22 protein-coding genes are annotated in these 22,468 nt (G+C 57.2%); 7 read left to right on the top strand and 15 right to left on the bottom strand.

The annotated features are described in order from the left end of the window. Window positions 1-320 precede the first annotated feature (320 nt). From Tam1G_RS07485 to Tam1G_RS07470, 4 genes are all read right to left on the bottom strand, one after another. A complete protein-coding gene (locus tag Tam1G_RS07485) occupies window positions 321-560 on the bottom strand; it encodes a hypothetical protein (RefSeq protein WP_101626041.1) in 240 nt (79 codons plus the stop codon). A 385-nt stretch (window positions 561-945) separates the two neighbouring features. Continuing rightward, on the bottom strand, window positions 946-1,257 hold the full coding sequence (locus Tam1G_RS07480; protein WP_101626040.1) for a pyrophosphohydrolase domain-containing protein: 312 nt from the start codon (window positions 1,255-1,257) through the stop codon (window positions 946-948). Between the two features lie 42 nt (window positions 1,258-1,299). Further along, the gene (locus Tam1G_RS07475) at window positions 1,300-2,361 is read right to left on the bottom strand and encodes a hypothetical protein (protein WP_101626039.1); all 1,062 of its coding nucleotides are present in this window, start codon (window positions 2,359-2,361) and stop codon (window positions 1,300-1,302) included. A gap of 103 nt (window positions 2,362-2,464) precedes the next feature. Then, a complete protein-coding gene (locus Tam1G_RS07470) occupies window positions 2,465-2,953 on the bottom strand; it encodes a hypothetical protein (RefSeq protein ID WP_243394873.1) in 489 nt (162 codons plus the stop codon). Between the two features lie 149 nt (window positions 2,954-3,102). Between Tam1G_RS07470 and Tam1G_RS11940 the strand changes: the two genes are divergently transcribed. Continuing rightward, entirely contained in the window at window positions 3,103-3,552 is a 450-nt protein-coding gene (locus Tam1G_RS11940) for a hypothetical protein (RefSeq protein ID WP_242689630.1), read from the top strand. Window positions 3,553-3,608: 56 nt separating this feature from the next. Continuing rightward, a complete protein-coding gene (locus Tam1G_RS07460; protein WP_101626037.1) occupies window positions 3,609-4,079 on the top strand; it encodes a hypothetical protein in 471 nt (156 codons plus the stop codon). Window positions 4,080-4,549: 470 nt separating this feature from the next. Here Tam1G_RS07460 and Tam1G_RS07455 read toward each other — a convergent pair whose 3' ends face one another. From Tam1G_RS07455 to Tam1G_RS07445, 3 genes are all read right to left on the bottom strand, one after another. Beyond that, window positions 4,550-5,437, bottom strand: coding sequence for an ABC transporter ATP-binding protein (locus Tam1G_RS07455; protein WP_242689629.1), 888 nt, complete (start codon window positions 5,435-5,437; stop codon window positions 4,550-4,552). Beyond that, entirely contained in the window at window positions 5,434-6,681 is a 1,248-nt protein-coding gene (locus Tam1G_RS07450) for a CynX/NimT family MFS transporter (protein WP_101626036.1), read from the bottom strand. Before Tam1G_RS07450 ends, Tam1G_RS07455 begins: the two co-directional genes overlap by 4 nt. Before the next feature lie 66 nt (window positions 6,682-6,747). After that, window positions 6,748-7,293 carry a TetR/AcrR family transcriptional regulator gene (locus tag Tam1G_RS07445; protein WP_101626035.1) on the bottom strand — a complete coding sequence of 182 codons (546 nt, stop codon included), beginning with the start codon at window positions 7,291-7,293 and terminating at the stop codon, window positions 6,748-6,750. 184 nt (window positions 7,294-7,477) lie between these two features. On the opposite strand from Tam1G_RS07445, the gene Tam1G_RS07440 reads away from it, so the two are divergent. Further along, window positions 7,478-8,890 carry a DHA2 family efflux MFS transporter permease subunit gene (locus Tam1G_RS07440; RefSeq protein WP_101626034.1) on the top strand — a complete coding sequence of 471 codons (1,413 nt, stop codon included), beginning with the start codon at window positions 7,478-7,480 and terminating at the stop codon, window positions 8,888-8,890. Between the two features lie 48 nt (window positions 8,891-8,938). Then, a complete protein-coding gene (locus Tam1G_RS07435; protein WP_101626033.1) occupies window positions 8,939-9,958 on the top strand; it encodes a lipocalin family protein in 1,020 nt (339 codons plus the stop codon). Window positions 9,959-10,353: 395 nt separating this feature from the next. Here Tam1G_RS07435 and Tam1G_RS07430 read toward each other — a convergent pair whose 3' ends face one another. Continuing rightward, window positions 10,354-10,734, bottom strand: a complete 381-nt coding sequence (locus tag Tam1G_RS07430; RefSeq protein WP_101626032.1) for a hypothetical protein — start codon at window positions 10,732-10,734, stop codon at window positions 10,354-10,356. Between the two features lie 203 nt (window positions 10,735-10,937). On the opposite strand from Tam1G_RS07430, the gene Tam1G_RS07425 reads away from it, so the two are divergent. After that, window positions 10,938-11,552 (top strand): sugar O-acetyltransferase, encoded by a 615-nt coding sequence (locus tag Tam1G_RS07425; RefSeq protein ID WP_101626046.1) that lies wholly within the window; start codon window positions 10,938-10,940, stop codon window positions 11,550-11,552. A gap of 166 nt (window positions 11,553-11,718) precedes the next feature. Further along, window positions 11,719-12,846, top strand: a complete 1,128-nt coding sequence (locus Tam1G_RS07420) for a zinc-dependent alcohol dehydrogenase (RefSeq protein ID WP_101626031.1) — start codon at window positions 11,719-11,721, stop codon at window positions 12,844-12,846. 120 nt (window positions 12,847-12,966) lie between these two features. Here the strand turns inward: Tam1G_RS07420 and Tam1G_RS07415 are convergent, their stop codons facing one another. From Tam1G_RS07415 to Tam1G_RS07390, 6 genes are all read right to left on the bottom strand, one after another. Beyond that, complete coding sequence (locus Tam1G_RS07415; protein WP_101626030.1) at window positions 12,967-13,893, bottom strand: response regulator transcription factor; 927 nt, start codon at window positions 13,891-13,893, stop codon at window positions 12,967-12,969. Window positions 13,894-14,012: 119 nt separating this feature from the next. After that, window positions 14,013-14,702 (bottom strand): hypothetical protein, encoded by a 690-nt coding sequence (locus Tam1G_RS07410; protein WP_101626029.1) that lies wholly within the window; start codon window positions 14,700-14,702, stop codon window positions 14,013-14,015. 101 nt (window positions 14,703-14,803) lie between these two features. Next, complete coding sequence (locus Tam1G_RS11935; RefSeq protein WP_242689628.1) at window positions 14,804-16,075, bottom strand: ABC transporter ATP-binding protein; 1,272 nt, start codon at window positions 16,073-16,075, stop codon at window positions 14,804-14,806. Between the two features lie 123 nt (window positions 16,076-16,198). Next, window positions 16,199-16,510: a transcriptional regulator gene (locus Tam1G_RS07400; protein WP_101626028.1), complete on the bottom strand. Its 312-nt coding sequence runs from the start codon at window positions 16,508-16,510 to the stop codon at window positions 16,199-16,201. After that, window positions 16,497-17,114 carry a hypothetical protein gene (locus Tam1G_RS07395; protein WP_101626027.1) on the bottom strand — a complete coding sequence of 206 codons (618 nt, stop codon included), beginning with the start codon at window positions 17,112-17,114 and terminating at the stop codon, window positions 16,497-16,499. Before Tam1G_RS07395 ends, Tam1G_RS07400 begins: the two co-directional genes overlap by 14 nt. Before the next feature lie 119 nt (window positions 17,115-17,233). Next, a complete protein-coding gene (locus Tam1G_RS07390; protein ID WP_101626026.1) occupies window positions 17,234-19,945 on the bottom strand; it encodes a DNA gyrase/topoisomerase IV subunit A in 2,712 nt (903 codons plus the stop codon). An 88-nt stretch (window positions 19,946-20,033) separates the two neighbouring features. Between Tam1G_RS07390 and Tam1G_RS07385 the strand changes: the two genes are divergently transcribed. Next, entirely contained in the window at window positions 20,034-21,314 is a 1,281-nt protein-coding gene (locus tag Tam1G_RS07385; protein ID WP_101626025.1) for an alkaline phosphatase family protein, read from the top strand. A gap of 17 nt (window positions 21,315-21,331) precedes the next feature. On the opposite strand, the gene sepH is transcribed toward Tam1G_RS07385, so the two are convergent. Then, window positions 21,332-22,432 carry a septation protein SepH gene (gene sepH / locus Tam1G_RS07380; RefSeq protein ID WP_101626024.1) on the bottom strand — a complete coding sequence of 367 codons (1,101 nt, stop codon included), beginning with the start codon at window positions 22,430-22,432 and terminating at the stop codon, window positions 21,332-21,334. Window positions 22,433-22,468 lie beyond the last annotated feature (36 nt).

The raw sequence follows: 22,468 nt of genomic DNA, 5'->3' as shown, positions 1-22,468 counted from the left end.
GGCGACATCGACGGCCTGCCGCGCCCGGCTTCCGTGAGTCTGCGTCTCGCGGTGCTCCTGCCGATTCCCANCACGGAGCACATCTCATCGAGGATGCGTCCCTTGTCCTTCTTCGACGCCTTCATGTATTCATCCCTGAATCTCAGGGTGACCTGCCGCTTCGTCGCCATGCTGATCCTGTCTTCCATAAGACAAGCCAAACAGGACCGATACCGTTCGCGCTCATTCCCGATGAGGCACCACCACACCCTACGCGCTCAAAAAACGTGAGGCACGTCGGGAGGGCAATGGTGTGTGAACTTGTGGTAAGAATGACGAAGTCAGTTCTTATCATCGTCAAGTATTTGACGTTCGAAAGCATCAAAGTCAGCATCGGTGCGTAGAGCGGAATCCGTAGAGAGCGGATGCAGTGTTTTACCTGCAGCTTCAATCTTGCTTTGCCTAGCCTCGGCAACGTATTCGACGAGAAAAGCGTTAATGAGATCAGGAAGACTGGCGCCATTGAGTCGCGCTACCACTTTGGCTCGAGCATATGCAGGTAAATCTTCAATGTAGGTCATTGAAAATGACTCCAATCTGTTGAGATTCTACAGTCGATTACAACTATCCAACATAATTGACGGAATAAAATGCATCCAGTTTTCGCTGGGCCTCAATGAATGATGTGACTATGCGTCAGATGTCCTGAGCAAGGTACTTGTACTAGATGACTGAGTAACCCCTTGCTGGTTCGCAGGGTTGATTCGTTGGTTTCTGTGAGATTCGTCAGTTACGTTTTCGCTGCAATGATGCCGGTTCTGTTACCTTCGCCAGATTCGGTGATTGCCACTGATTTCGCTGTTCTCAGGGGTCATCGTGTCTGAATCGTGTCTGAGCCACAGACACGATGACGAGCATCATTCCAATGGCTGATATGGCCCGATGATTGAGTGTCAGCCATGTTGTTCAGTCATCGGAGTGCGGCGTCATGCGACCGCGCGCGTCGTTCCGTACCCGGCAGTCCTCGATGGCCTGATGAATCTCATTGTCGGTGAACTCCATCGCGGCCATGAGGTTCACGGTCGCTTGAATCACGTCGGCGCACTCGTCAATCAGATCGTGGCGCTGCTCCGCGGTTTGCCCGTGCTTGTTCCAGTCCTTGAACGCTTCCACCACTTCCGCAGCCTCTTCAAGCACTTTCAACGCCTGCGGCTTGTCCTGATGCAACAGTTCAGCGCGGAACGGTTCCACGGCTCCAATGCACACTCTCTGATTCATCTCTACCTTCCTGAAAATGTATATGTCTATTTCGGGTGTTCTCTATCTTAAAGGTGTATCCACAAAAGCAGACTGGTTCAGCCCGGCTTCGCCTTCAAACATCTGGATATACTTCATTATTTGTTGGTTAGAAGGGGCCATTAATTGACGTGCCTTTTGCCTTTCATGAACGGTATTCAGTATGGAAAGAACTTTCGATTCTGTAATTCCTTTTCTGAGATCTAGCGTGCATTCAATCTTGGGAACCGGAAGTGAATACTCTTCATTTTCAACATCGGACAAAGTGGCTTTTTCCCGCAGCCATACTGGATCGATATTCCTTGTGACCAGTACCGTTTTCCGTTTAGGCATTCCCGTTTCGTATTCCAGTCCTGCCTCATAAGCATCAGTAACGCTTATGAAATAACAGTCCCATGCAGCATTCCATGCCTTACGTGATAAGTCATCGATGGATTCATTGCTCGAATACTTAATCAATTTACGCGCTTGTTCCGATCGGCTGGTGCTTCCAACCAGCATGTCAACGGCGACCTGAAGCTCATACGCCGAAAGCGTGCCCAACCGGGTATTGACCCACGAGACATACTCGGCAAGCAAATTCAGACGATTATCCGCCTTCATCTTTTGAGCCAGCAGCATGATTTTTAACAACGAAGCGTAATGAATTGCGAATTGGGCACAGTCGCTGATTGTCCCATCAAAACCATAGGCCAATGGGTCAATTCGAGTCTGGTACGGACGGTCGCGCCATTTCTTATCACGACTGACCGGAGGATGCCGATTGGCAAATTGCCTTTCAATCACATTCTCATCCCACTGGAACAAGACCTCTGCGACATAACGCTTCCTCTGGAAATTATTCTCATCGAATCCAGAACGCCACTGATGACACGATTCCAATAAGGCAAAACCTATGCTGAGTTCCACTCTATCCTTCACAAGATACAGCAGTAGATCTTTTAGCGATTGACGATTCTTTTCGCTCGTCTGATTGAAGTAGAAAAGCTCCATATCAATCACGACATTCGTATCTAATACAGCGCACTCCACACGATCAGACGTATTAGCGCCGGCAGATAGCAGACTGTACTCGCCGATTTGCATTGGCCTCACATCTCCTCGAACTCTTGCGCCGGGATTGCGGTGTCGAACAGACCAACCTGCGTATCCTGTTCGTGTTTGTCAAACCTATTAAGCATATTGTGTCTTAATCGGCGTCAGCCCATGTAATCGATTGCCTATAGTGTTCAAGCATTTGACTCAATTCGTCGTTGTCTCGAATGAACTCCCGAAGGTAGTCTTCACTGATCTCGAATTGTTCCTGTGTTTTCCTGTCTTTGGTTCCAAGAATCTGTTCTCCGGCCTTCGACGTAATGCGGAAGCCATGAATAATCCGATTACGCCGTACTACGATGTCCGAAAACTTCTTTTGGATGTCGTCTCCCGCCACTTTGGTAATTGTAGCGGCGATAGTGGGTTTCAACTGCCCGGATTCCTTATCGATAAGGTCACGCCAAGATTGACTGGCATCAGTATGAATCACATTCTCGATGATGAACTCATTATTTGAGCTGTACACGCACATCGCAATAACCAGCAGGCGGATGTATTCCTCTGACGGTAATGACTGATGCGTCAACGAGATGTCATACATGGCACATGCTCCAATCCTCACTCCGCAGCCGACGATGCTCACGTCTGGGGATAACGACAGTACACAGTTGCGTCTCCTGAATGCGGGCGAGCACCACATACCAGACACCTGCGCTATCCCGCCTTCAACTGAGCGTCTTCCATGATACCAATGCCAATCCACGCCGACGACCTCGGAGACAAACAGCTGACGTGCTCGAGCTTGTGCGCGGCATTCTCAAGGACGACAAGCCACTGCTCACGGCACCGGACGCGCGCGAATGGTGGAGGGGCGTCGTGGACGTGGCCGGCAAGGTCAACCGCATGGTGGATCCGCCGGCCACGAGGGTGGCGTTCGGCGCGTGCCCGTTCTACGAGCACGGCGTCGTCTGGGGAGCGCCACGGGACCACATGGGCGAATGCCGTTCCTGCGGCGCGCAGGTGAACCGCGCCTACGTGGCCGACCGGCTGCTCGACAAGCTCGCCCAATCCGAGAAGAAGGGCACCCCGAAACAACTGAGCCGGGAATGCGCCAAGGCCGGCATTCGGCTATCGGCCGCGACCATCCGCGCGTGGATCCATCAGAAACGCCTCACGCCCGACCAGCACGGACACGTGACCCTCAGCGGCATCGTGCCGTTGCTGCGCCGAAGAGCCGGCTGAAACGACAAAAACGGCCCCGTTCTCCGCGATGGAGTGAGTGACTGTAGCATAAATATATGGAAGAAGCTAAGCAGCGGCAGCGTGGTGAACTGTTCTCATGGTGCTTGGTCGCGAACGTCGTTGACGAGCACGAGGTCGGTCAGGACCATCACATCGAGCACGGCACGAGGATCTTCAGCCCCGGCACGAAGGTGTACGTGTCGTCATGGTGGGACAACAGCGCGAAGGATGACGGCGGCGTGCTGTGGGTCATCGGCAAGGCCCGCAAACAGTGGAGGCTAGTAGCTGCGTACATCGCCCGCGACAAGCTGACGAACTTCCGCGTCAAGAAGGTGTTTGATCCGAAAGCGCTGCGACGCATGGCGCAGGACGAACACCAGAACCGGCCGCGGCCGGCACAGTTCGTTCGATGGTGGGGGAAAGATGAGGAATCCCGCAGAAGGGTCGAGGAAAAGGCGGCCTACTACAATCAGGACATCTACTCGGTCAGGCAACGCGAACGGCAACCCTCGGCAAGACCCGTGTGAGGAAAATGTAATGAGCCGGTGGAATCGGATAAAAATCGGATAAAAGAAAGTCGCCGGGCGAACCAGAGACACGCCGGCGATATGAGGCGTGTCATGGGGGCATCGTGTCTGGTCATGTCCGAAAATCGTGTCTGGGCGGGCAAAACGAGGGGAGGAGAGAGAAACAAAAAAGCCCGGAATCGTTGAAATTCCAGGCTTTTTGGTCGGACCAGCGGGATTTGAACCCGCAACCCCTTGTTATTTTGAAGGGTTGATTCGCTGGTTTCCGAGGACTTCATTAGGCGCGTTTTCGTTGCAATGACGCCGTTTTGACGACTTTCGTGAGATTTCGCTGATTGCTGCTGATTTCGTTGTTTTCCGCGGTTGCTGTGTCCCGGTTGTGTCCGTATCGGTTCCAGCGCTCCCCAGTCGAATGCGACATAATGACTGAGGAACACTGGAACCGGCGACGAGGCGTTCATTCGGACCGCTCATGCGAAACGCAGCCGGTGCGAGGCTCTCCATCGCTGCCCGGTTCGCTCTACGTGTAGCGGGACGCCGAACATCGATTCGAGACGTTCGTCGGTAAGCCCTTCGTCAAGTGGTCCGGTGAATGTGATGGTTCCCGGTGTCGTGTTGCCGTCAAGTGTGGCGTAGATGCGCGGATGCGTGTCAAGGTATGTCATGCACTCGTGTTCCATCATTCGGCCCATCATCGCGATATGGTCGAATCCGGCGGGGATGTCCTCCACCTGATGCGTGACGAGCAGCATCGTGCGCTCGTCCCCTCGCGAGGCCAGCGCCGACAGTTCTCGCAATACCGTTTCACGGCCACCCAGATCAAGGCCGGTGGTCGGTTCATCGAAGATTAGGAGATCCGCCGGCGAGACGAGCGCGCGGGAGATCATCACCCTCGTGCGTTCGCCTTCGGACAGGTTGCGCCACTGTTTGCCGGTCAGATATGCGATGCCGAGCCGGCGCATCATCGCGTACGCCTTCTCGTATGCCTCGTCAGCCGAATCCTTCGTTCCTCGTGGAATCCCCGAGGCGACGACCGTGAGCGGGTTCATTCCCGACCCGATGTTGTGCCCGAACGCCGCCGAGACGATGGCCACGCGGGTGCGACGGCGCTCCGGGTCCGAGCCCGCAACGGTTCGGTCCCCGAAGACGCGCAGCTCGCCGACGTTGGGGTAGGTGCGCATCGCGATCATTTCCAGCAGTGTGGATTTTCCCACTCCGTTCGGTCCGAACAGCACCCATCGTCCGCCGGTGGCAATGGTGAGGTTTACGTCGGCAAGGATCAGCCGCCGATTGCGATAGTAGCCCACCGACCTGGCTAGTACCATTGCGTCGTAGGGTGTTTCGCCGAGCATGGTCATCGCCCCGCTTCCTTATTTCGTCCGATGATGATGCCGATGGCGGTCTGTGCGACGGCTAGTATGGCCAGCATGATGAGCACCGTCCGCCATCCCGAGGTGATGTCGTAGATCGTTCCGGCCAACGTGGGACCGACTGCGGCGAGCAGGTATCCGACGCATTGAGCCATGCCTGATAGTTGCGTCGTCTCCTCGGTGGTCGAGGTCTTCAATCCGATCAATGAGAGTGCCACGACCAGAGAGCATCCCGAGCCGATGCTGGCGACGATGATCCACAGCAGATCGAGCCACGGTGTGAATGCCAGTCCGAGCGCACCGATGGCCAATGGCACGCTGGCGACGACAACGGCGGCGACCTGGCTGTCGCCCTTCAGCAGCACGGGGATGAGCAGTCCCATGATGATACCGACGAGCTGGAAGACCGCCAGATGCCAGCCGGTCCGGTCGGCGGGCACTCCGAAGGAGACCTCGATGGTGGGCAGCCAGGTGACGCACACGTAATAGTTCACAGATTGCAGCCCCATGAACAGGGTGACGGCCCATGCCTCCGGCCTTTTCCACATGGAGACGCGGAGTCGGGTCTCCGATGCCGTACTCTGTCGGCTGCGAGGCTGCGCATTGGTGGCGGTCTTCGCAGCCGGGGCCGTCCTTTGCGCATTCGCCCGTGAACGCCATAGCCACAGCAGCGTGACGATTCCGGCGGGAATGGCCCAGATGCCGAGCGTGCCCTGCCACCCGATTGCATCGGACAGGGGCAATGTCGCGGCCGAGGCGAACGCTGCCATGCCGGTCATGCATGCGGAGTATATGCCGGTGGCAAGTGATGTGTGACCGGGGTAATCGCGTTTGACTATGGCCGGCACCAGAACGTTGCCCACCGCGATCGAGCAACCGATGACGAGCGTGCCGGCCCACAATCCGATGGTGCCACATGCCGAACGGATCACGATGCCGAGCGTCAGGAACGCCATTGCGGCCAGCACGGTGCGTTCGATGCCGAGGCGTTCGGCGGCCCGGTGCACCATCGGGGAGACGACGGCGAACGCGAGGATGGGCAACGAGCCGAGCAGACCCTGCATCGTCGCGTTGAGATGTTCGGACGCCCCTATCCGTGGCAGCAGCGGGCCGACGGATGTGAGCGGGGCTCGCAGATTCAGCGCGACGACGAAGACCAGCGCGGTCAGTATCGATGCGGCGAATCGCGATGCCGACGATGGGATGGGATGATGTTCTGTTATCTGTTCCATGATGATTGACTGGATGATTGAAAGTATCCGTGTGATGATGTCGTTGATTCGTATAGGGGGTGTTCGTTATCGTCCGTCGGGGATCCGAGCGGCGATGGCGTTGAGGTTTTCGACGACCGCCGCGATGATCTCGTCGTCGCTTTGTCCGCCTTCCAGCTTGAGCAGGCCAAGCGAGTGGAGGGCCCCGGCGATGGAGAAGACGGCGGCGATGCGCTCGCGCTCGTTCGCGGCTCGGGCGGAGTAACGCTCGACGAGCATCGATTCGATTTTGCGGAACATTGCTTCGGGGCGGCCTGCGAACAGGACGCGCAGATCGTCGATCTGGCTGTCGATGGCCGGTCTCCAGCCATTGAGGAATGCGGGTGGATCGGACAGGATCTTGTCCTTATCGGGGTAATGCTCCAGCATCGCGTCGATGGTCTCGTCCTCAAGCTTGTCGTTGAGGTCGTATACGTCGAGGTAATGCTTGTAGAACGTGCTCGGGTTGACGAGCGCAAGGTCGCAGATGTCCTTGACCTTGACCTTCGAGACCGGAACTCCTGATGCCCGTAGGCGCAGAAACGCCTCGCGGATTGCCTTGCGGGTTTTGATGATGCGCAGATCGGTCACCATGCTCCTTTCGTTCTGTCGGTAGCGTCATTCCTGCTCCATCCATAAGCCGCATGTTATTCGACGATTCAGGCGAATCGTCGAATAAACGAGAAATGTCGCATATCGGTGGTTGTCATCCGTTGCGTTTCGATAATAATTGATGCTCGTTGAATAATCAATAACTATTGTTTATTGGAGTGTTATTGTGAAACTTGGCATCAACAGAAAACAATGGATCATGGTCATCGTGCTGCTCATGGGCACATTGCTGGCCGTGCTCAACATGTCGGTGGTCACGCCGGCGCTGCCGTCCATCATGAAGGATCTCGGGGTGGATTCCACCACCGTTCAGTGGCTGTCCAGCGGCTATTCTCTGGTCGAGGCGATGGTCATCCCGCTCGCAGCGTTCCTCATGGGGCGCTTCTCCACCCGCAGACTGTTCATTGGATGCATCTCATTGTTCGCGGCCGGCAGTCTCGTCGCCGCATTCGCGTCGACCTTCCCCCTGCTCATGGTCGGTCGGGTGCTGCAGGCCCTGTGCACCGGCGCGATCATGCCGATGGTCACCGCGGTGATCCTGCTCGTGTTCCCCAAGGAAAGCCGCGGTACGGCAATGGGCATCACAGGACTCGTCGTCGGTTTCGCCCCGGCGCTCGGCCCGTCCATCTCCGGCGTGATCATCGACTCGTTCGGCTGGCGCACGCTGTTCGTCATCATGGCGGCAGTCTCGCTGATCGTCATCGCGTTGGCCGCCGTCTACCTGCGTAACTTCGACGGCTTCCAACCGGGTGCGTTCGACCTTGTCTCCGTGCTGCTCTCCTCGGTTGGTCTGGCATGCCTGTTGTACGGGCTGTCCACGTTCACGTCCACCGGCAACATGATGCTCACCGTCTCGCTGATCGTCGTCGGCGTGCTGCTCGTGGCCGTGTTCGTGCGCCGACAGCTCAAGGCGAAGGAACCGATGCTGCGCGTCGGAATCCTCGCCAACCGCACCTACGCGCATTCGGTGATCATCGTGGCATGCATGCAGGCGGCCCTCATGGGTTGCAACGTCATGGTGCCGATGTTCATCCAGACCGTGCTCGGCGCATCCGCCACCGCCAGCGGGCTCGCCATGCTTCCCGGCGCCCTCATCGGCGCATGCTGCGGTATCGTCTCAGGCCGCATGTTCGACAAATACGGCATCCGCAAGGTCGCCCTGCCCGGCCTGACGGTCATGGCCATCGGCGGCGTGCTCATGGCTCTGCTCGGCGCGGACGCCTCGGTCATCCTCACGGCATGCGCCTATACCGTGCTCTACGCGGGACTCATGTTCGCCATGACCCCGGTGAACACCTGGGGCATCAACGCACTCGACAACGAAAACATCGGGCACGCGCAAAGCGTGACCAACACCGTCGGACAGATCGCCTCCTCGATGGGTACAGCCCTCATCGTATCCATCTCCGCGCTGTCCACCACCCTCGCGCCCACCGCCACCGGACACGCGCAATCCATACTCGGCTCGACGCTGGCATTCGCCGCCATCGCGGTCATCCTCGCGGCCGCCCTCATCACGGCGCTTCTGGCGACTCGAACGCGCCGAGGCATGACGAAACGGACTCTCGTCGGACAGTGACCGAAACGCCAACGTATCAACAGACACGGAATCAAAACGAAACGAGACATGATGAACAACACGAACAACTCGCTGACCCACAACATCCGTACCTTCCACCACGGCACCGAACCGCTGGTGGATCCCATCCAAGACACATTCATACGCACCGACAAAGTCGGCAACTCATGGTTCTGGGTCGGTCATTTCGAGACGGGCGGCCACACCCTTGACTTCATGTACCATGTCAGCGTCCTGCAGTTCTCCAAATACCTGCCGGTGCGCATGATCAACAGCGTGCTGTCCATCACCGATGAGACCGGACGCATCTACCGTCACGAAGACCGTTTTTACAAGGTCAGGCGAGGACAGGTCGCAGGCCAGGGACTGCACATCCACACCGACAAGGACGTCATCGAAGGCGACCTCGACAACATGCGCATCGCATCGGCCATGCCGGACGGATCCATCTACCTCGACCTGCACGGCACCGGATACCCACTCTACAGTCTCGGTACCGGCTACTTCCAGATCGCCGGAGTGGCCAACTACCAATACTCGTTCCCGCACATGGCTGCCAAAGGCGTCATCACTCTCGACGGCCAGCGCCACGAGGTGGAGGGAATGGTATGGATGGACCGTCAGTTCGCCGGCATGCCCAAAGGCAGAAGCCTCAAGGACGGCTACAACTGCAAATGGCTGTGGATGAACCTCTGCTTCGATAACGATCCCGACGTGATCAGCCTATGGGGTGTAACCGAACTGGCCACGGGCAGCGAACATTGTTGGGCCAGCGTCTTGCATGAGGATGGCACCCAATCTTCCGCCGGCGTGGATCCGATGGTCGGCGACTCCTTCAACGTGTGGGAAAGTCCTGTGACCGGCATGAAATACCCAACCGGATGGACCATCTCCATCCCTGAATGGGAAGCGAAACTCACTGTCACATCCATCATGGACGAACAGGAAATCGCTTCGCCGAACCCCTCAGGGCGCAAATACGAAGGCGCAAGCCAAGTGGCCGGCACCTACCGAGGACACTCGGTAACGGGCCACTGCTGCCTCGAACTCGTCGGAGGATGGAACTAACAACATCGGCCCATTTTCCGAAAAACATCGGCATCGGTCCAATTCCGCCAACCCGCCGAAGAAAGCCACAACCCGACGAACCGGTGAACAAGGGATTTGGAATGGGCGCTGAATAGCCTTTCGGGGGCTCTCGCGCAAGTTAAGCCCGTCTCGCGCACAACACGAGACGGGCTTAACTCCTTGTTTTTTTTATTTAGCTTCACTGTCTTTGCTGAGCTTGCCGCCGAACGCTTGGCTCACCAAGGTGTAGACGGCTTATGCGACGGCGATGACGCCGGTGAGGACGATGCCCCAGCCGTAGCCGTGGAAGCCGTTGGTGGCGGCGATGGCGAGCACGCCGAGCAGTACGCTCACTCCGAGGGACGTAAGGCCCACGTAGTCGGCGGGGATATGCTCTACAGCTCTATATCTTGCGCGAGAATGTTGACGGCATTGGTTTTGTGCTCGATCCACCAGGCGGCGTCGTCGCGGCGCAACACCTGTTTGCGCAGTTCAGCAAAGGCGTCGCGGTCTTCGATGCGGGCGTGGACTGCGAGAATATCCACTTGGTTGAGCGCTCGCCGGCGAATTGGCTCGGCGCGATCGCGTTGCGCTTTGCTGCCCCACAGTGGGCAGAAGCCGCTCTGTGCGTTATCCCATCGATTGGTGGCGCCGATGCATGCCGCGCATGGTGATTGCTCCGCCTTGCGTACGCGCTGCTCCACGATTACGTATGGGCCGTCCACATTGATGCGTTCTTGATGTCCGCATGCGTGCGTGATTAATCTCCAAGCCATATCGGCCACCTCAACTTCCGTACAACCAGTCGTTTCCATAGGTATAGAACATATGTTCTGTACCTATATGGACATTTGTTCGAATTGGTCCGATGGTGCAGTCTGAAGATGTTGCGTGTGCCACTCGGCTATTATGAAGGGAAATCCGAGCCATAGAGGATTCGGAGAACTTGACAATCGCAATGAAGCAGGAGGGCAATCGTATGAACGTGCCGCAGGAAGTCTTGGATGTGCTGCATTCGGGCGAGGTGTATCTGTGGAACAGTGAACTGATGGATGCCGCGCAGCAGGCGCAGCGGGAGATGCTGCGTAAAACCAATGAATTGCCGGCTACTTCGCCGGAGCGAGACAAGCTGCTGCACGAATACTTCGCCGAAATGGGGGAGAACACGTGGATTGAGCCGCCGCTCCGCGCCAACTGGGGCTGCTCTACTCACTTGGGCAGCTTCGTTTACGCGAACTTCAATCTGACGCTTGTGGATGATGGCGAGATTTTCATCGGCGATCATACGATGATCGGCCCGAACGTGACGCTCGTGACCACCGGCCACCCGATTCGCCCTGACCTGCGTGAAAAGCTGGCACAGTTCTCGGAGCCGATTCATATCGGTCGCAACGTGTGGATCGGAGCGAACGTCACCGTGCTGCCGGGCGTCACCATCGGAGATAATTCCGTCATCGGTGCGAGCAGTCTGGTGACCAAAGACATTCCTGCCAACTCGGTGGCGATTGGCAGCCCGTGCCGAGTTCTGCGTGAAATCAACGAGCATGATCAGGAATACTACTGGCGCGATAAGCGCATTCCGGAAGGAATGTAGTAACGTTTACGCAGTTGCAGAACTACCCCTCAGTCGGCTTTATCGACAGCTCCCCTGACAACAAGGGGAGCCAGAAGAAGACAAGGTGTTGATGCGGTGTTCTGCGGGGTAATCGGACTAATGTAACCAAGTGAAGGCATTCCCTCATCACAAAGGAGTTATGACAATGTCCGAACCAACCATCCCCGCAGAAGGCCGTGTTGCTGTATTAACGGAGCCCAAGCACATCGACGTGCGCACGCTCCCGTTGCCGCAAATCAACGATGACGAGGTGCTCGTCCGCGTTGAAGGCTGCGGCATCTGCGGCACCGACCAGTCCGAATACCGTGCCGACCCGTTCGGATTCGCTCCTATCGTGCTCGGCCATGAAGCCACCGGCGAAGTCGTGAAGCTCGGCAAGAACGTCACCACGGATTACTCCGGCAAGCCGCTCAAGGTGGGCGACAAGATCGTCACCGGTTTGCGCCCATGCGGTCACTGCGCTATCTGCAAGCGTCGCGCCGACATGATTCATCTGTGTGAAAACGGCGAAATCCACGGCCTTATGCCCGGCGAGGATCACTTCTTCAACGGCTGGTATTCCGACTACATGAAGTGCAATCCGGGCGCAGTGATCTTCAATGTGAACGACATGCCCGACCGTGACCTGCGTATTCTGATCGAACCGGCCGCCGTGATCGTGCATGCCGTGGAGGAAGCCAAGAAGATTTACGATTTCAAGCACGGCTCCCATGTGCTGGTCCAAGGCTGCGGCCCGATCGGCCTGCTGCTGGTCGCTCTGCTCAAGACCTACGGCATCCGCAACATCGTAGCCGTGGACGCCAAGGAAGCCCGACTCGAGATGGCCAAGAAGCTTGGTGCCACCGCTACCGTGAACTTCTCCGACTATGATTCCGTGGATGCAGCGGCCGACGCCGTGCGTGAAGTGACTGAAGGCCTCGGCGCGGAAATGGGCTTCCAGTGCACCGGTTCGCCCGCAGCGGCCGCAGCCCTGTTCAAGTACATTCGCCGTGGCGGCTCCTACTGCGAGGTCGGCTTCTTCACCAACACCGGCGACGCCACCTACAACCCGCATCTGGACGTGTGCCAGAAGGAAATCAAGCTCACCGGCTCCTGGACCTACCAGGCCGGCGACTGGCTGGAGGCGCAGGAATTCCTCAAGGAAGCCAAAGATCGCGGCCTGCCCGTCATGGATCTGGTGACCAACGTGTTCCCGCTTGACCAGATCAACGAAGCAATGGAATACGCGCTCAGCATGCAAGGCCTCAAGATCGAGGTCGTGCCCGAGCTGTGAGGCAGCGAGAGTAGCTTCACCCTCATCGTGAAATAGCGTGCTTGCGAACAAGTTGCTCATCAACAACGTGTCCGCAAGCACGCTATGTTGTATTCGATTGCGGATATTCAGCTGCGATTGCTACCGAATGCGGTAATTGGAACCACGCTGCGTCATGATGAGACCCGCGCGCGTGAGCTTCTTATCCAACGTATACAAGGCGTTACGCAGCAAGCCCTGCTGTTCGAAATACGGCCCACCCACAAGGCCCACAAGCTCCTTGGCATTGACGAACTTGCCGTCGGCTTTGACCAATGCTTCCAGCAGACTGTATTCCAAGCGGGAGAGCGTGATTGGGTTATGCGTGGACGCATAGTAGGCCCGGCGATGGGTGGTGTCCAACGTGAGATTGCCGCGGATGATCATCGCAGGGGAGTCGGCTGCGAGCGCGCTGATATATGAGAGCAGCTCGGTATCGGAGAATGGTTTGCGCAGTACGGCATCCGGTTGGTTGACGTTTACTTGTGTGCCGGATTCTTTTGAATCGCTGGATTCCCCGGTCTCATTGGATTCAGATGATGCAGCTGGTTCGACGGATTGACTCGGTTCGATGGGCGCGTATTCATGCGGTAGAGCTCGCCAACGATTGCCTTCACCGGTTGCGCGGCTCAGCGGAGTGGTGGCAAGCAGCAGAATTTTCAGCGAATGGTCGGCGCTGCGCAGTTGAGCAATAAAATCATTGTGCGGCGGTTCGACCAGATCCTCGTCGAGCACAATCGCATCATAAGGGATTACGGGTGCTGCATCGGCATCGTTTGCGGCTTGGGTCTGCGCTGGGGCAGTGGTTTGTGCCGGAGCGTCAGTTTGCGCAGTCTGAGCCTGATTGTTAGCCGGTGCTTTGGTATTGGTTTCGGCATCGGTTGCAGCCTGCCCCTGCTGTGCCGCGATAATCGCATGCAATGTCGCTTTCTGGGTGCCGGTCTGGTCGACCTCATGTTGCGCGCCCAGCAACGTGCCGCGAATGGCGCGGGCGAGCGGCTCATTCGATGCGGCGACCAGTAACTTCATAAGGCACCTCCTATGTCGCCCAGTGTAGGCCGAGGTATGGCAGAGGTTCCGGATACAGGTACCATCCAGAACCCCCTTGTCTAGTCTAGGCCGGAATGTGGTTGATCAGAGAAGTGTGATTACAGAATGGGCCGCAACGTCGTGGGATAACGGTGGTGCGCGGAAACAATGGTGAGTGAAGCGGCAAGAATACCGAATGCGACCAGCATGATGAGCGCCCAGGTGGCAGACGTCATCAGCATCACAATCATGAATACCAGCATTGGCACAGAGGAAACCAGTGAGATTACCGAGAATGAGCCGACCGATGCCGCATGCGAGGCGAGCAATATTTGCTCCCCTGCGAAAGCAATCACAGCTGGGGTAAGAACAATACACACGATTTCAGGGATTGCATTGTTATTCCATTGAACCAATCCGCCCCAAGCCAGATAACCGAAAATGCTCAGTGACATGACTTCGGCGATCAGCATGGGTAACAGGCTTTTGGCTATGCAATACTGCAGCATCGAGCGGCCTGAAGCACGCCAAGACTCCGCAGTGCCGTCGCCCTCCACCGAAGCAGACACATCCATCGTATTGGGATTAGCCATCAGCGTGCATATTGCCAATTCGATGCCCAGGAACCCATACCACGGTGCGAGTACCTGGGCCGCGGATAATCCGTCTATGGTGGCGGGATCCGTTGGATCGCTCACGGAGAGCACGGCGAGCATCACCGGAATGAACAGCCAAAGGCCGATGCCGAGTGCCAGATATAACGGGTTCTTGCGTAGCAGGGTCCAATCTTTCCAAAGCATTGCATGCATAAGAATTGTCCTTTTTGTGATGCCTATATCAATGTTGTTCGTCTATTTCCATGAACTACCCCTCAGTCGGCTTTGCCGATAGTTTCTCTGGCAAGGGGAGCCTAAGAGGCGCTGATGCCGAAGTTCACGTTGTTGCGTTCATGCCCGAGCGTGGCGGCCTGTTTGAACGCGTCGATATTTGGGAAATCGCTGATATCGCAATCTTTGACGAGGTGCTTGTTATCGAGGATGATGATTCGGTCGGTAACTTCCCAGCAGTATTCCAAATCATGCGTGATGGTCAGTATCGTGCGGCCGCTTGCTTTGAGCTGCTTCATCAAGTCGATAAGCAGTTGTCGGGTGATCGGGTCCACGGCATTGGTCGGTTCGTCCAGCAGAATGAGCTTCGGACCGAACAGCATGCCTGCCACGATGCCTGCGCGTTTCTTCAGGCCGCTGGAAAGATCTTTGATCTTCTTGTCGAGGTGCTCGCCCAACTCGAACGCCTGCACCATCGGCAGTTTATCAAGATGCTGCATGTCGATGGGGTGTGGGTTCTCGTGCGTGGCGTAAAGCATCGAACGGAACTTGAGATTTTCGCGAACGGTCATCGTAGGGGAGAGATTGCCGGAATCGCTCAACTGAAACACTTCGCGCATCGAATGGAATACGTTGCTGTTAATTGCGGCGGAACCGTGCTGCGGGCGCAGCAAGCCAGTGATGATGCCGAACAGAGTGGTTTTGCCCACGCCGTTATATCCCAGAATGCCCAGCGATTGGCCGACCGGCACATCGAGATTAATATGCTCCAGCACTGGTTTGCTGCGTTTATAGCCGAACGTCATATCCGTGATACGGATGGCTGGCACTTGATCGGTGCCGATAGTGTCGTTGTTAGGTGCGAGGGTGGAGCTGGTCATGAGTAAAGCCTTTCCTTTGATGCAAATGGACCAGAGATAGAGTGCGAATGCCATCAGTGTGGGTGTGAATGCGCTCGCCATTGCTTGAGGCGCAAGGGTCGTCGAGCGTAGTGTCGGAGCGACTGCATAGGTGAATGCGGTGAGTATTGCGCTCGCTGCGGTGATGGGGATGAGCGCCCACACCAGTTGTGCGATGACGTATTGACGCATCGGACGGCCGCAGGCTCGCACGGTGAGAATGGTGCCATTGGCGAGGTCGCTGCGGATGGCATCGATGGAAAGCGTAGGTGCCAAACATATGCCCAATGTGATGATGGCGAACTGGTACAGGGCGTTCGCTGTATTGCCATTCATGCCGATTACGGGAATCATGGCGATGCAGAGCATTGACATGGCAATGGCGATGATGGCGATGGACAGCATTGCCATGTTATGGCGAAGCTGTTGGAAATCCTTGTAGAAGATGGCTCGCATAGGTGCCTCGGATTAAGCGTGGTGGGGTGGCGCGTGGGTGTTTTTGGGTAAGCTTGCGCCAAGCCATGCGCATGATAGTGATTTTGGGTATGGCTTGCGCTGGCTCAGGAAGGTCAGGAACTGCTACTGTCCGGCGACGATTTGACGCAAAGCGGCTACATGGGATTGGAAAGCCTGCTTGCCTTCTTGGGTGAGCTTGACCCAGGTGACTTTGTAGGCTTTGCCGCCCTCTCTGGCCTTTTTATCGAGCTGAATATAATCATGCTCGGCCAGTGTTTTGATGTGTTTGGAACACGTGGCGTCGCTGATTTCGAGCGTATCGCGCAGTACATCGAATCGCATTGTGCCATAGGTGTCGAGTAGGCCGCAGATGCGTAGTCGAATCGGCGCGTGTATGACTTCGTTGAATACCGGTTGTGGATTATCTGATGCCATGATGCGCCTCCGCTAAAGAGTCAAAGGCGGATGGATCTGGAGCGGTGCGCTGCTGTAATGCGCGGACGATTTCGTCACATTCCCACGCTTCCATCCTGCCATTGATAACCGCGCCAACCAATGTGACTGCCGCGGCTGACCACCATGCAGTGGTGGCGAATCCTACGGCAAGCGCCAAAAATGGTGGAATGAAATTAACGAAGAAATGCACGGCGAGCGCCATCGTATAGCGACGGCTTTGCATCGCTGGTTTCGGTGCCAGCCATTGCGGGGCGACGCCTTGGCGGCGGCTATTAAGCATGATGGCTGCAGCGAGAAGCAGCAGACTTATCGCCAGCAGAGCAGCCACAATCCATATGGGATTCCACGGCAGGTTGAATCGGTTGAACCATGCCTGAGGGATTAGCCAGTACGTGAATGTGAGCAGACCGTATACGATGGCGATCCAAACAATGTTGGACGTGCGGCGGGCCGCATAGCCGGCTGCGATTTTCGCGCGATCGATGTCGAGTGTGCGCAATGCATCAAGTGCGTCCATTGCCTGCTGCTGATATCCGGTATGGTTGTCGGAATGCGACTGTTGCGCTTTCCTCATGTTTGCCATGATGGCCCCCTTTGTGCGGGATGAGGCCTGTCGGAATAGCAAACCTCTTTCCGTTATGGAAAATAATATCACTTTCCATTGTGGAAAGAGGTTTTCGCGTGTCGAGGGATTGCTGGCAATCAGCCGATGAAGGCGATGGGGGAGGCGAGATCCACGCCGGAACCGTCGCGGCGCATATCCGGCTTTGGCAGCTCCACCGCGGTTCCGGATGATGTGGCCGCATTGAGTGGGTAGAGACCCACCCATGCCAGAATCAGCGTGTTCTGCCCCTTCAAGAAGCGTTGCGAGCGCACGCCGCCCGTGGCACGGCCCTTGGTCGGATACATTTCGAGCGGTGTCACCTTGGCAGCACCGTTTTCGGTACCAGGCAGAGCGTCCTCGTCGCCGGCCACAGTAAGCACCACCGCGCCGGAGGCCGAACTCAAGCCGTTTTCGCCTTCCTCATACGTCCATGCCACCTTGCCGGCAGGCACCACGTTGAACGCCATCACATGCGCGCCGGCAGCCAGCTTGATACCGGCCATACCGCCTGCGGTACGGCCTTGCGGGCGCACGTTCTTCGCTTCGAACGTCAACAGTGAGGAGTCAGAGGAGATGAACACCAGACGATCGTCATCCTCGGCGGTGGCGGCGAACACCACTTCGTCGCCTTCCTTCAGATCAATGACCGGCCAGGAATCCATCGTGGTGGGTGCCTCGCGGTTCCAACGCTTGACCACACCATTGCGCGTGCCCAGAGCCAGCGAGGGAAGCGGGGCGGACTCCGAGGAATCACCATCGCCATTATCGCCGTTCTTCGGCTGCTCCATAGCGATGGCAGTGACCACATGCTCACCACGGATCGGGTCGGTGGACTCGGTCATGCCAATCAGCTCATCAGCCTGCACGCCACCGGTGAGCGTCAGCGTTTCCGAAGCGGGCAGTGCCGGCAAATCAACCACATGAGCCAATACCAGGCGGCCCGCCGAGGTGATCAGTGCAAACGTAGCCTGAGTGGAAGTCGGGAAAATCGTGGTGATCTGATCGTTCGGCTGACGCTTGTCGGAAGCGGAGCGGGCATGGTACACATCCAGCGCGCTCGGTGTGGTGCGGGCGATCAGACCAGTGGCGCTCATCATCACCACGCACGGCTCATCCTCGATCTTCAATGCGCCGGCCAGAACATTCTCTTCACCGCTCTTCTTCGCTGCCTTGGTGGCGGCTGCCACATCGGCCGCGGCGGAGGAGATTGTGGCGGCGGACTTGGCCGCTTCCAGAGCGGATTCGGCAAGTTCGGACGTGCCGGAGCCATGTGCGGCCACTGGGGTCAGCGTGCCGTCCGGGTCCACGTCCAACAGCACCGTGCGGCGTGGGGAACCCCACTTGGCCACGGCCTGATCCATCTCGTCGGTCACCACCTGATCCAATGCTTCGGCGGAAGCGAGAATGCGGGTGAGCTCCTCGATACTTTTCTTCAGATCATCGCGTTCGGCTTCCAGCTCGATGCGATTCATCTTGGTCAGACGGCGCAAGCGCAAATCCAGGATGTACTGGGCCTGCACATCGTCCAAATCGAACACAGCCATCAAACGGGTTTTTGCGGCATCCGCATCATCCGAGGTGCGGATCACCTGAATCACCTCATCGATGTCCAGCATGGCCAAGAGCAGGCCTTCGACCAAGTGCAGGCGCTCCTGAGCTTTCTTCTTGCGGTATTCGGACCGGCGACGAATCACCACACGGCGGTGGTCAATCCACACCTGCAGCATTTCCTTCAAACCCATCGTGTGCGGGCGGCCGTTCACCAATGCCACGTTGTTCATGGCGAAGTTGTCTTGCAGCGGTGTGTGCTTGAACAGTTGCACCAGCACGGCATGAGGATCGAAACCGGTCTTGATCTCAATCACCAGACGCGTGCCGTTGTGACGGTCGGACAAATCGAACGCGCCGGAAATACCTTCCAGCTTGCGGTTCTTCACACCATCGGAAATACGTTCGATTACCTTTTCCGGGCCCACCATATACGGCAGTTCGGTTACCACAATCGCCTGCTTGCGGGCGGTCACATGCTCCACATGCGTGGTGGCTCGCGTGGTCAGCGTGCCACGGCCGGTCTCGTAGGCTTCGCGAATGCCGTCACGGCCCAAAATGGTGCCGCCAGTCGGCCAATCCGGGCCCGGCACATAGCGCATCAGCTGCTCAAGCGTGGCCTCCGGATGAGCCATCAGAAACTTAGCCGCATTCACCACCTCGCCCAGATTATGCGTGGCGAGATTCGTGGCCATACCAACAGCAATACCCGAGCCGCCGTTGACCAGCAGGTTCGGAATCGCAGCCGGCAGTACGGTCGGCTCCTTGAGCTTATTGTCATAATTCGGCGTGAAATCAACCGTATCCTCATCGATATCAGCGTTCATGCCGAGCGCGGCCGGGGCAAGACGGGCTTCGGTGTAGCGGGATGCTGCCGGGCCATCGTCAAGAGAACCGAAATTACCGTGGCCATCCACCAGCGGCAGGCGCATCGCGAACGGCTGAGCCAAGCGCACCATAGCCTCATAGATTGCGGAATCACCGTGCGGGTGCAGCTTACCCATCACCTCGCCCACCACACGGGCGGACTTCATATACGGGCGGTCCGGGTTCAGATTCATCTGACCCATCTGGTAGACGATACGGCGCTGCACCGGCTTCATGCCGTCGCGCGCATCCGGCAAAGCACGCGCATAAATCACCGAATACGCGTACTCAAGGAACGACTTGCTCATTTCCTCGTTCAGCGGCGTCTCGACGATATGCTCCTTGACCTTGCGTGGATCATAAGTCTGCACGGACGGTTTGCGGTGTGATGCCATGAAACTCCCTTTCAAACTCGCCCTATATTAGCAGTGCCCCTCGCATTGCTCGCACCGCTATGGGAGCGATGGAGTTACGATAAATCTTATGACTGTCGAAACGCCGGATATGGATGAGCTGCTGCGCCTGATACCCACCGTGACCTATGGAGACAATGATCCCCTCCGGTCCGCTGCAGACGAGCGCGGGGGAGCACTGCACCTTTCCGCCGTGTTACCCGCCTTATCCAGCGCTATCGGCCATCCGGCCGCTACGCCAGTGCACGCCGACCCTCAAGCCTGCCAACGGGCGCTTGGTTTTCCGGACGTCACCTCCGCTATCGTGGTGCTTGTGGACGGCCTCGGCTACTGGAACCTGGCCATGCGACTCGGCCATGCGCCTTATCTGCGTTCACTGATGAACGACACCGCCAATCAGCGCCCCATCGCCACTTGCGCGCCCAGTACCACCGTGGCCGCTATGGCCGCGTTTGGCACCGGCACCTGCCCGGGATTGACCGGCATGGCTGGATACACGCAGCTGGAACCGGCAAGCCATACGCTTATCCAACTCATTCAATTCAAAGATGCGTTGGCGCCGAAACCTGCAAATCCTCACATTCCGGTACCGCCGATGATTAATCCGCTCGACTTGCAGCGTGAGCCGACCATGTTCGAGCGTCTCGCCGCACAGCATGTACGCGTCACCAGTTCCGGTCTGCCCAAGTTTGCAGGTTCCCCGCTCACTGAAGCGGCTTTACGAGGCAGTGATTATCAGGGCAATGTAACGCCGCGAGATCGTGTGCTTGCCGCCGCTCGTGCCGCCCGGACTCCGGGACTGACCTATTTGTACATTCGTGACGCCGATAAAGTCGGGCACAACTACGGTTGGGATTCCGAACATTGGGTGGCCGCGTTCGAACACATCGACGCTCAACTTGCTTTGCTGCATCGTAGCGCGCCCAAGGGCACGTTGATTGTGATTGTGGCCGATCACGGTATGGTGCAGACCGATATGAGCCAGCGCGTGGACATAGCCGAGGACCCGCGGTTGACACGAGGCGTGAAATTCGTGGGCGGTGAGCCACGTTCGCTGATGCTCTACGCCGAAGCCGGCGAAGATCCCGAGGACATCGCCGCACGATGGCGTGACCGGCTCGGTGAATCGGCTCTGGTCCGCACGCAAACGCAAGCATTGAATGATGGTTTGTTCGGTCCGATGGACGAGCGCATCAAGCCGATGATTGGTGATGTCATCGTGCAGGCCGCAGGCGCTGCCACATTCGTGGATTCACGCACGCAAAATGATAAGGCTACCCATCTGCCGAGCGTACATGGTTCGCAAACGCAGCTGGAAATGGATATTCCCTGCCTGATTGATGTTGCATAGGAAATGGACGGCAGCCGTCAGTCTCCAAAGAGAATTTCATCCCAACTTGGCACCGCGGAACGCCCTGAGCGACGTTTAGCTGGTTTCGCGGTATGAGACGCGGAAGCATTCGCATCATTGCCGGTAGAGCTCTGCTGCGTATCGGTGCCGTTGCTTGTTGCATTGGCGCCGGCATCAGTTCCATTGCCGTTACCGAAAGTCGTGGAGTCCGATGGAGCTGCCCCAGCGGATGCGTCAGAACCAGTGCTTAATGCTCCGGATGGAGACGGGAGAGCCGGAGCAGCGGCACCCGGAATTTTGACCGGAGGCATCGAACCGGAAGCGGAAGAATCAGCAGATCCACTAGTGGAAGTATTCGACGCTGCGAAGGTACCGGAATCCGTGACCGCAGCCTGGGGAACAGCGGCTGAAATCGAGGGCTTAGGAGCCGCCCAAGCGCTGACCGCACGCTCAATACGAGCAGAACGCACCGAATCACCCGGCAAATCAGGAGTCGGAAGTACTTTGGCTGCGGACTTGGAATCATCGGCGGAACTGCGTTCGCCGAGCAGCTTGCGCGCTGCATTGTTCAGGCACACCACGGAATTGTCGTGCATGTTCCATGTCCACTCAGCGTGAATTTCGCGGCCGGCTGAGGTGAAAATAGCCACGATGCGCCAAGGCTCAAGCCCGCGGCGAGTGGACTTCCACGTCACGGATTCCATGCCGATTGAAGCGGAAGCCAAAGTTCGTTCCACAAGATCATTGATGGTCCGCACTCGGCTGTCTTTCGGAGCAGGCACGGTGAGGAACTGTTCGATGGCATATTGCTTCTCGGTCTCCACCGCGGCGGAGAAACGACGCACCAATGTTTCACTCAAGCCGTAGCGCTGCGCCACGCGTGACGGATCGGCGCCGGCGCGAATCAGCGACTGAATCTGCGAAATAGGCAATGTGACCTGTTCGTGAGGCTGCGCGGACTTCTGAGTCTCGCTTTTAACCTGTTTAGCCTCGAGAATCGCACGTTCGAGCGTGTCGTCAAGGCTGATGGCCACATAGCGGTCACCTACCGAGAACACCAAATCCCCGGTATCGCTGACACGCTCAAAATGGGCCTTTTCAAGCCGATTCTCAGGCATATGCACACCACTTTCCTTGGCAAAGACATTGCTATA

This window comes from Bifidobacterium imperatoris (assembly GCF_002860405.1).
GTDB lineage: Bacteria > Actinomycetota > Actinomycetes > Actinomycetales > Bifidobacteriaceae > Bifidobacterium > Bifidobacterium imperatoris.
Note: the sequence above shows the minus strand (reverse complement) of the source record. Positions and strands in the feature narration are given on the sequence as shown.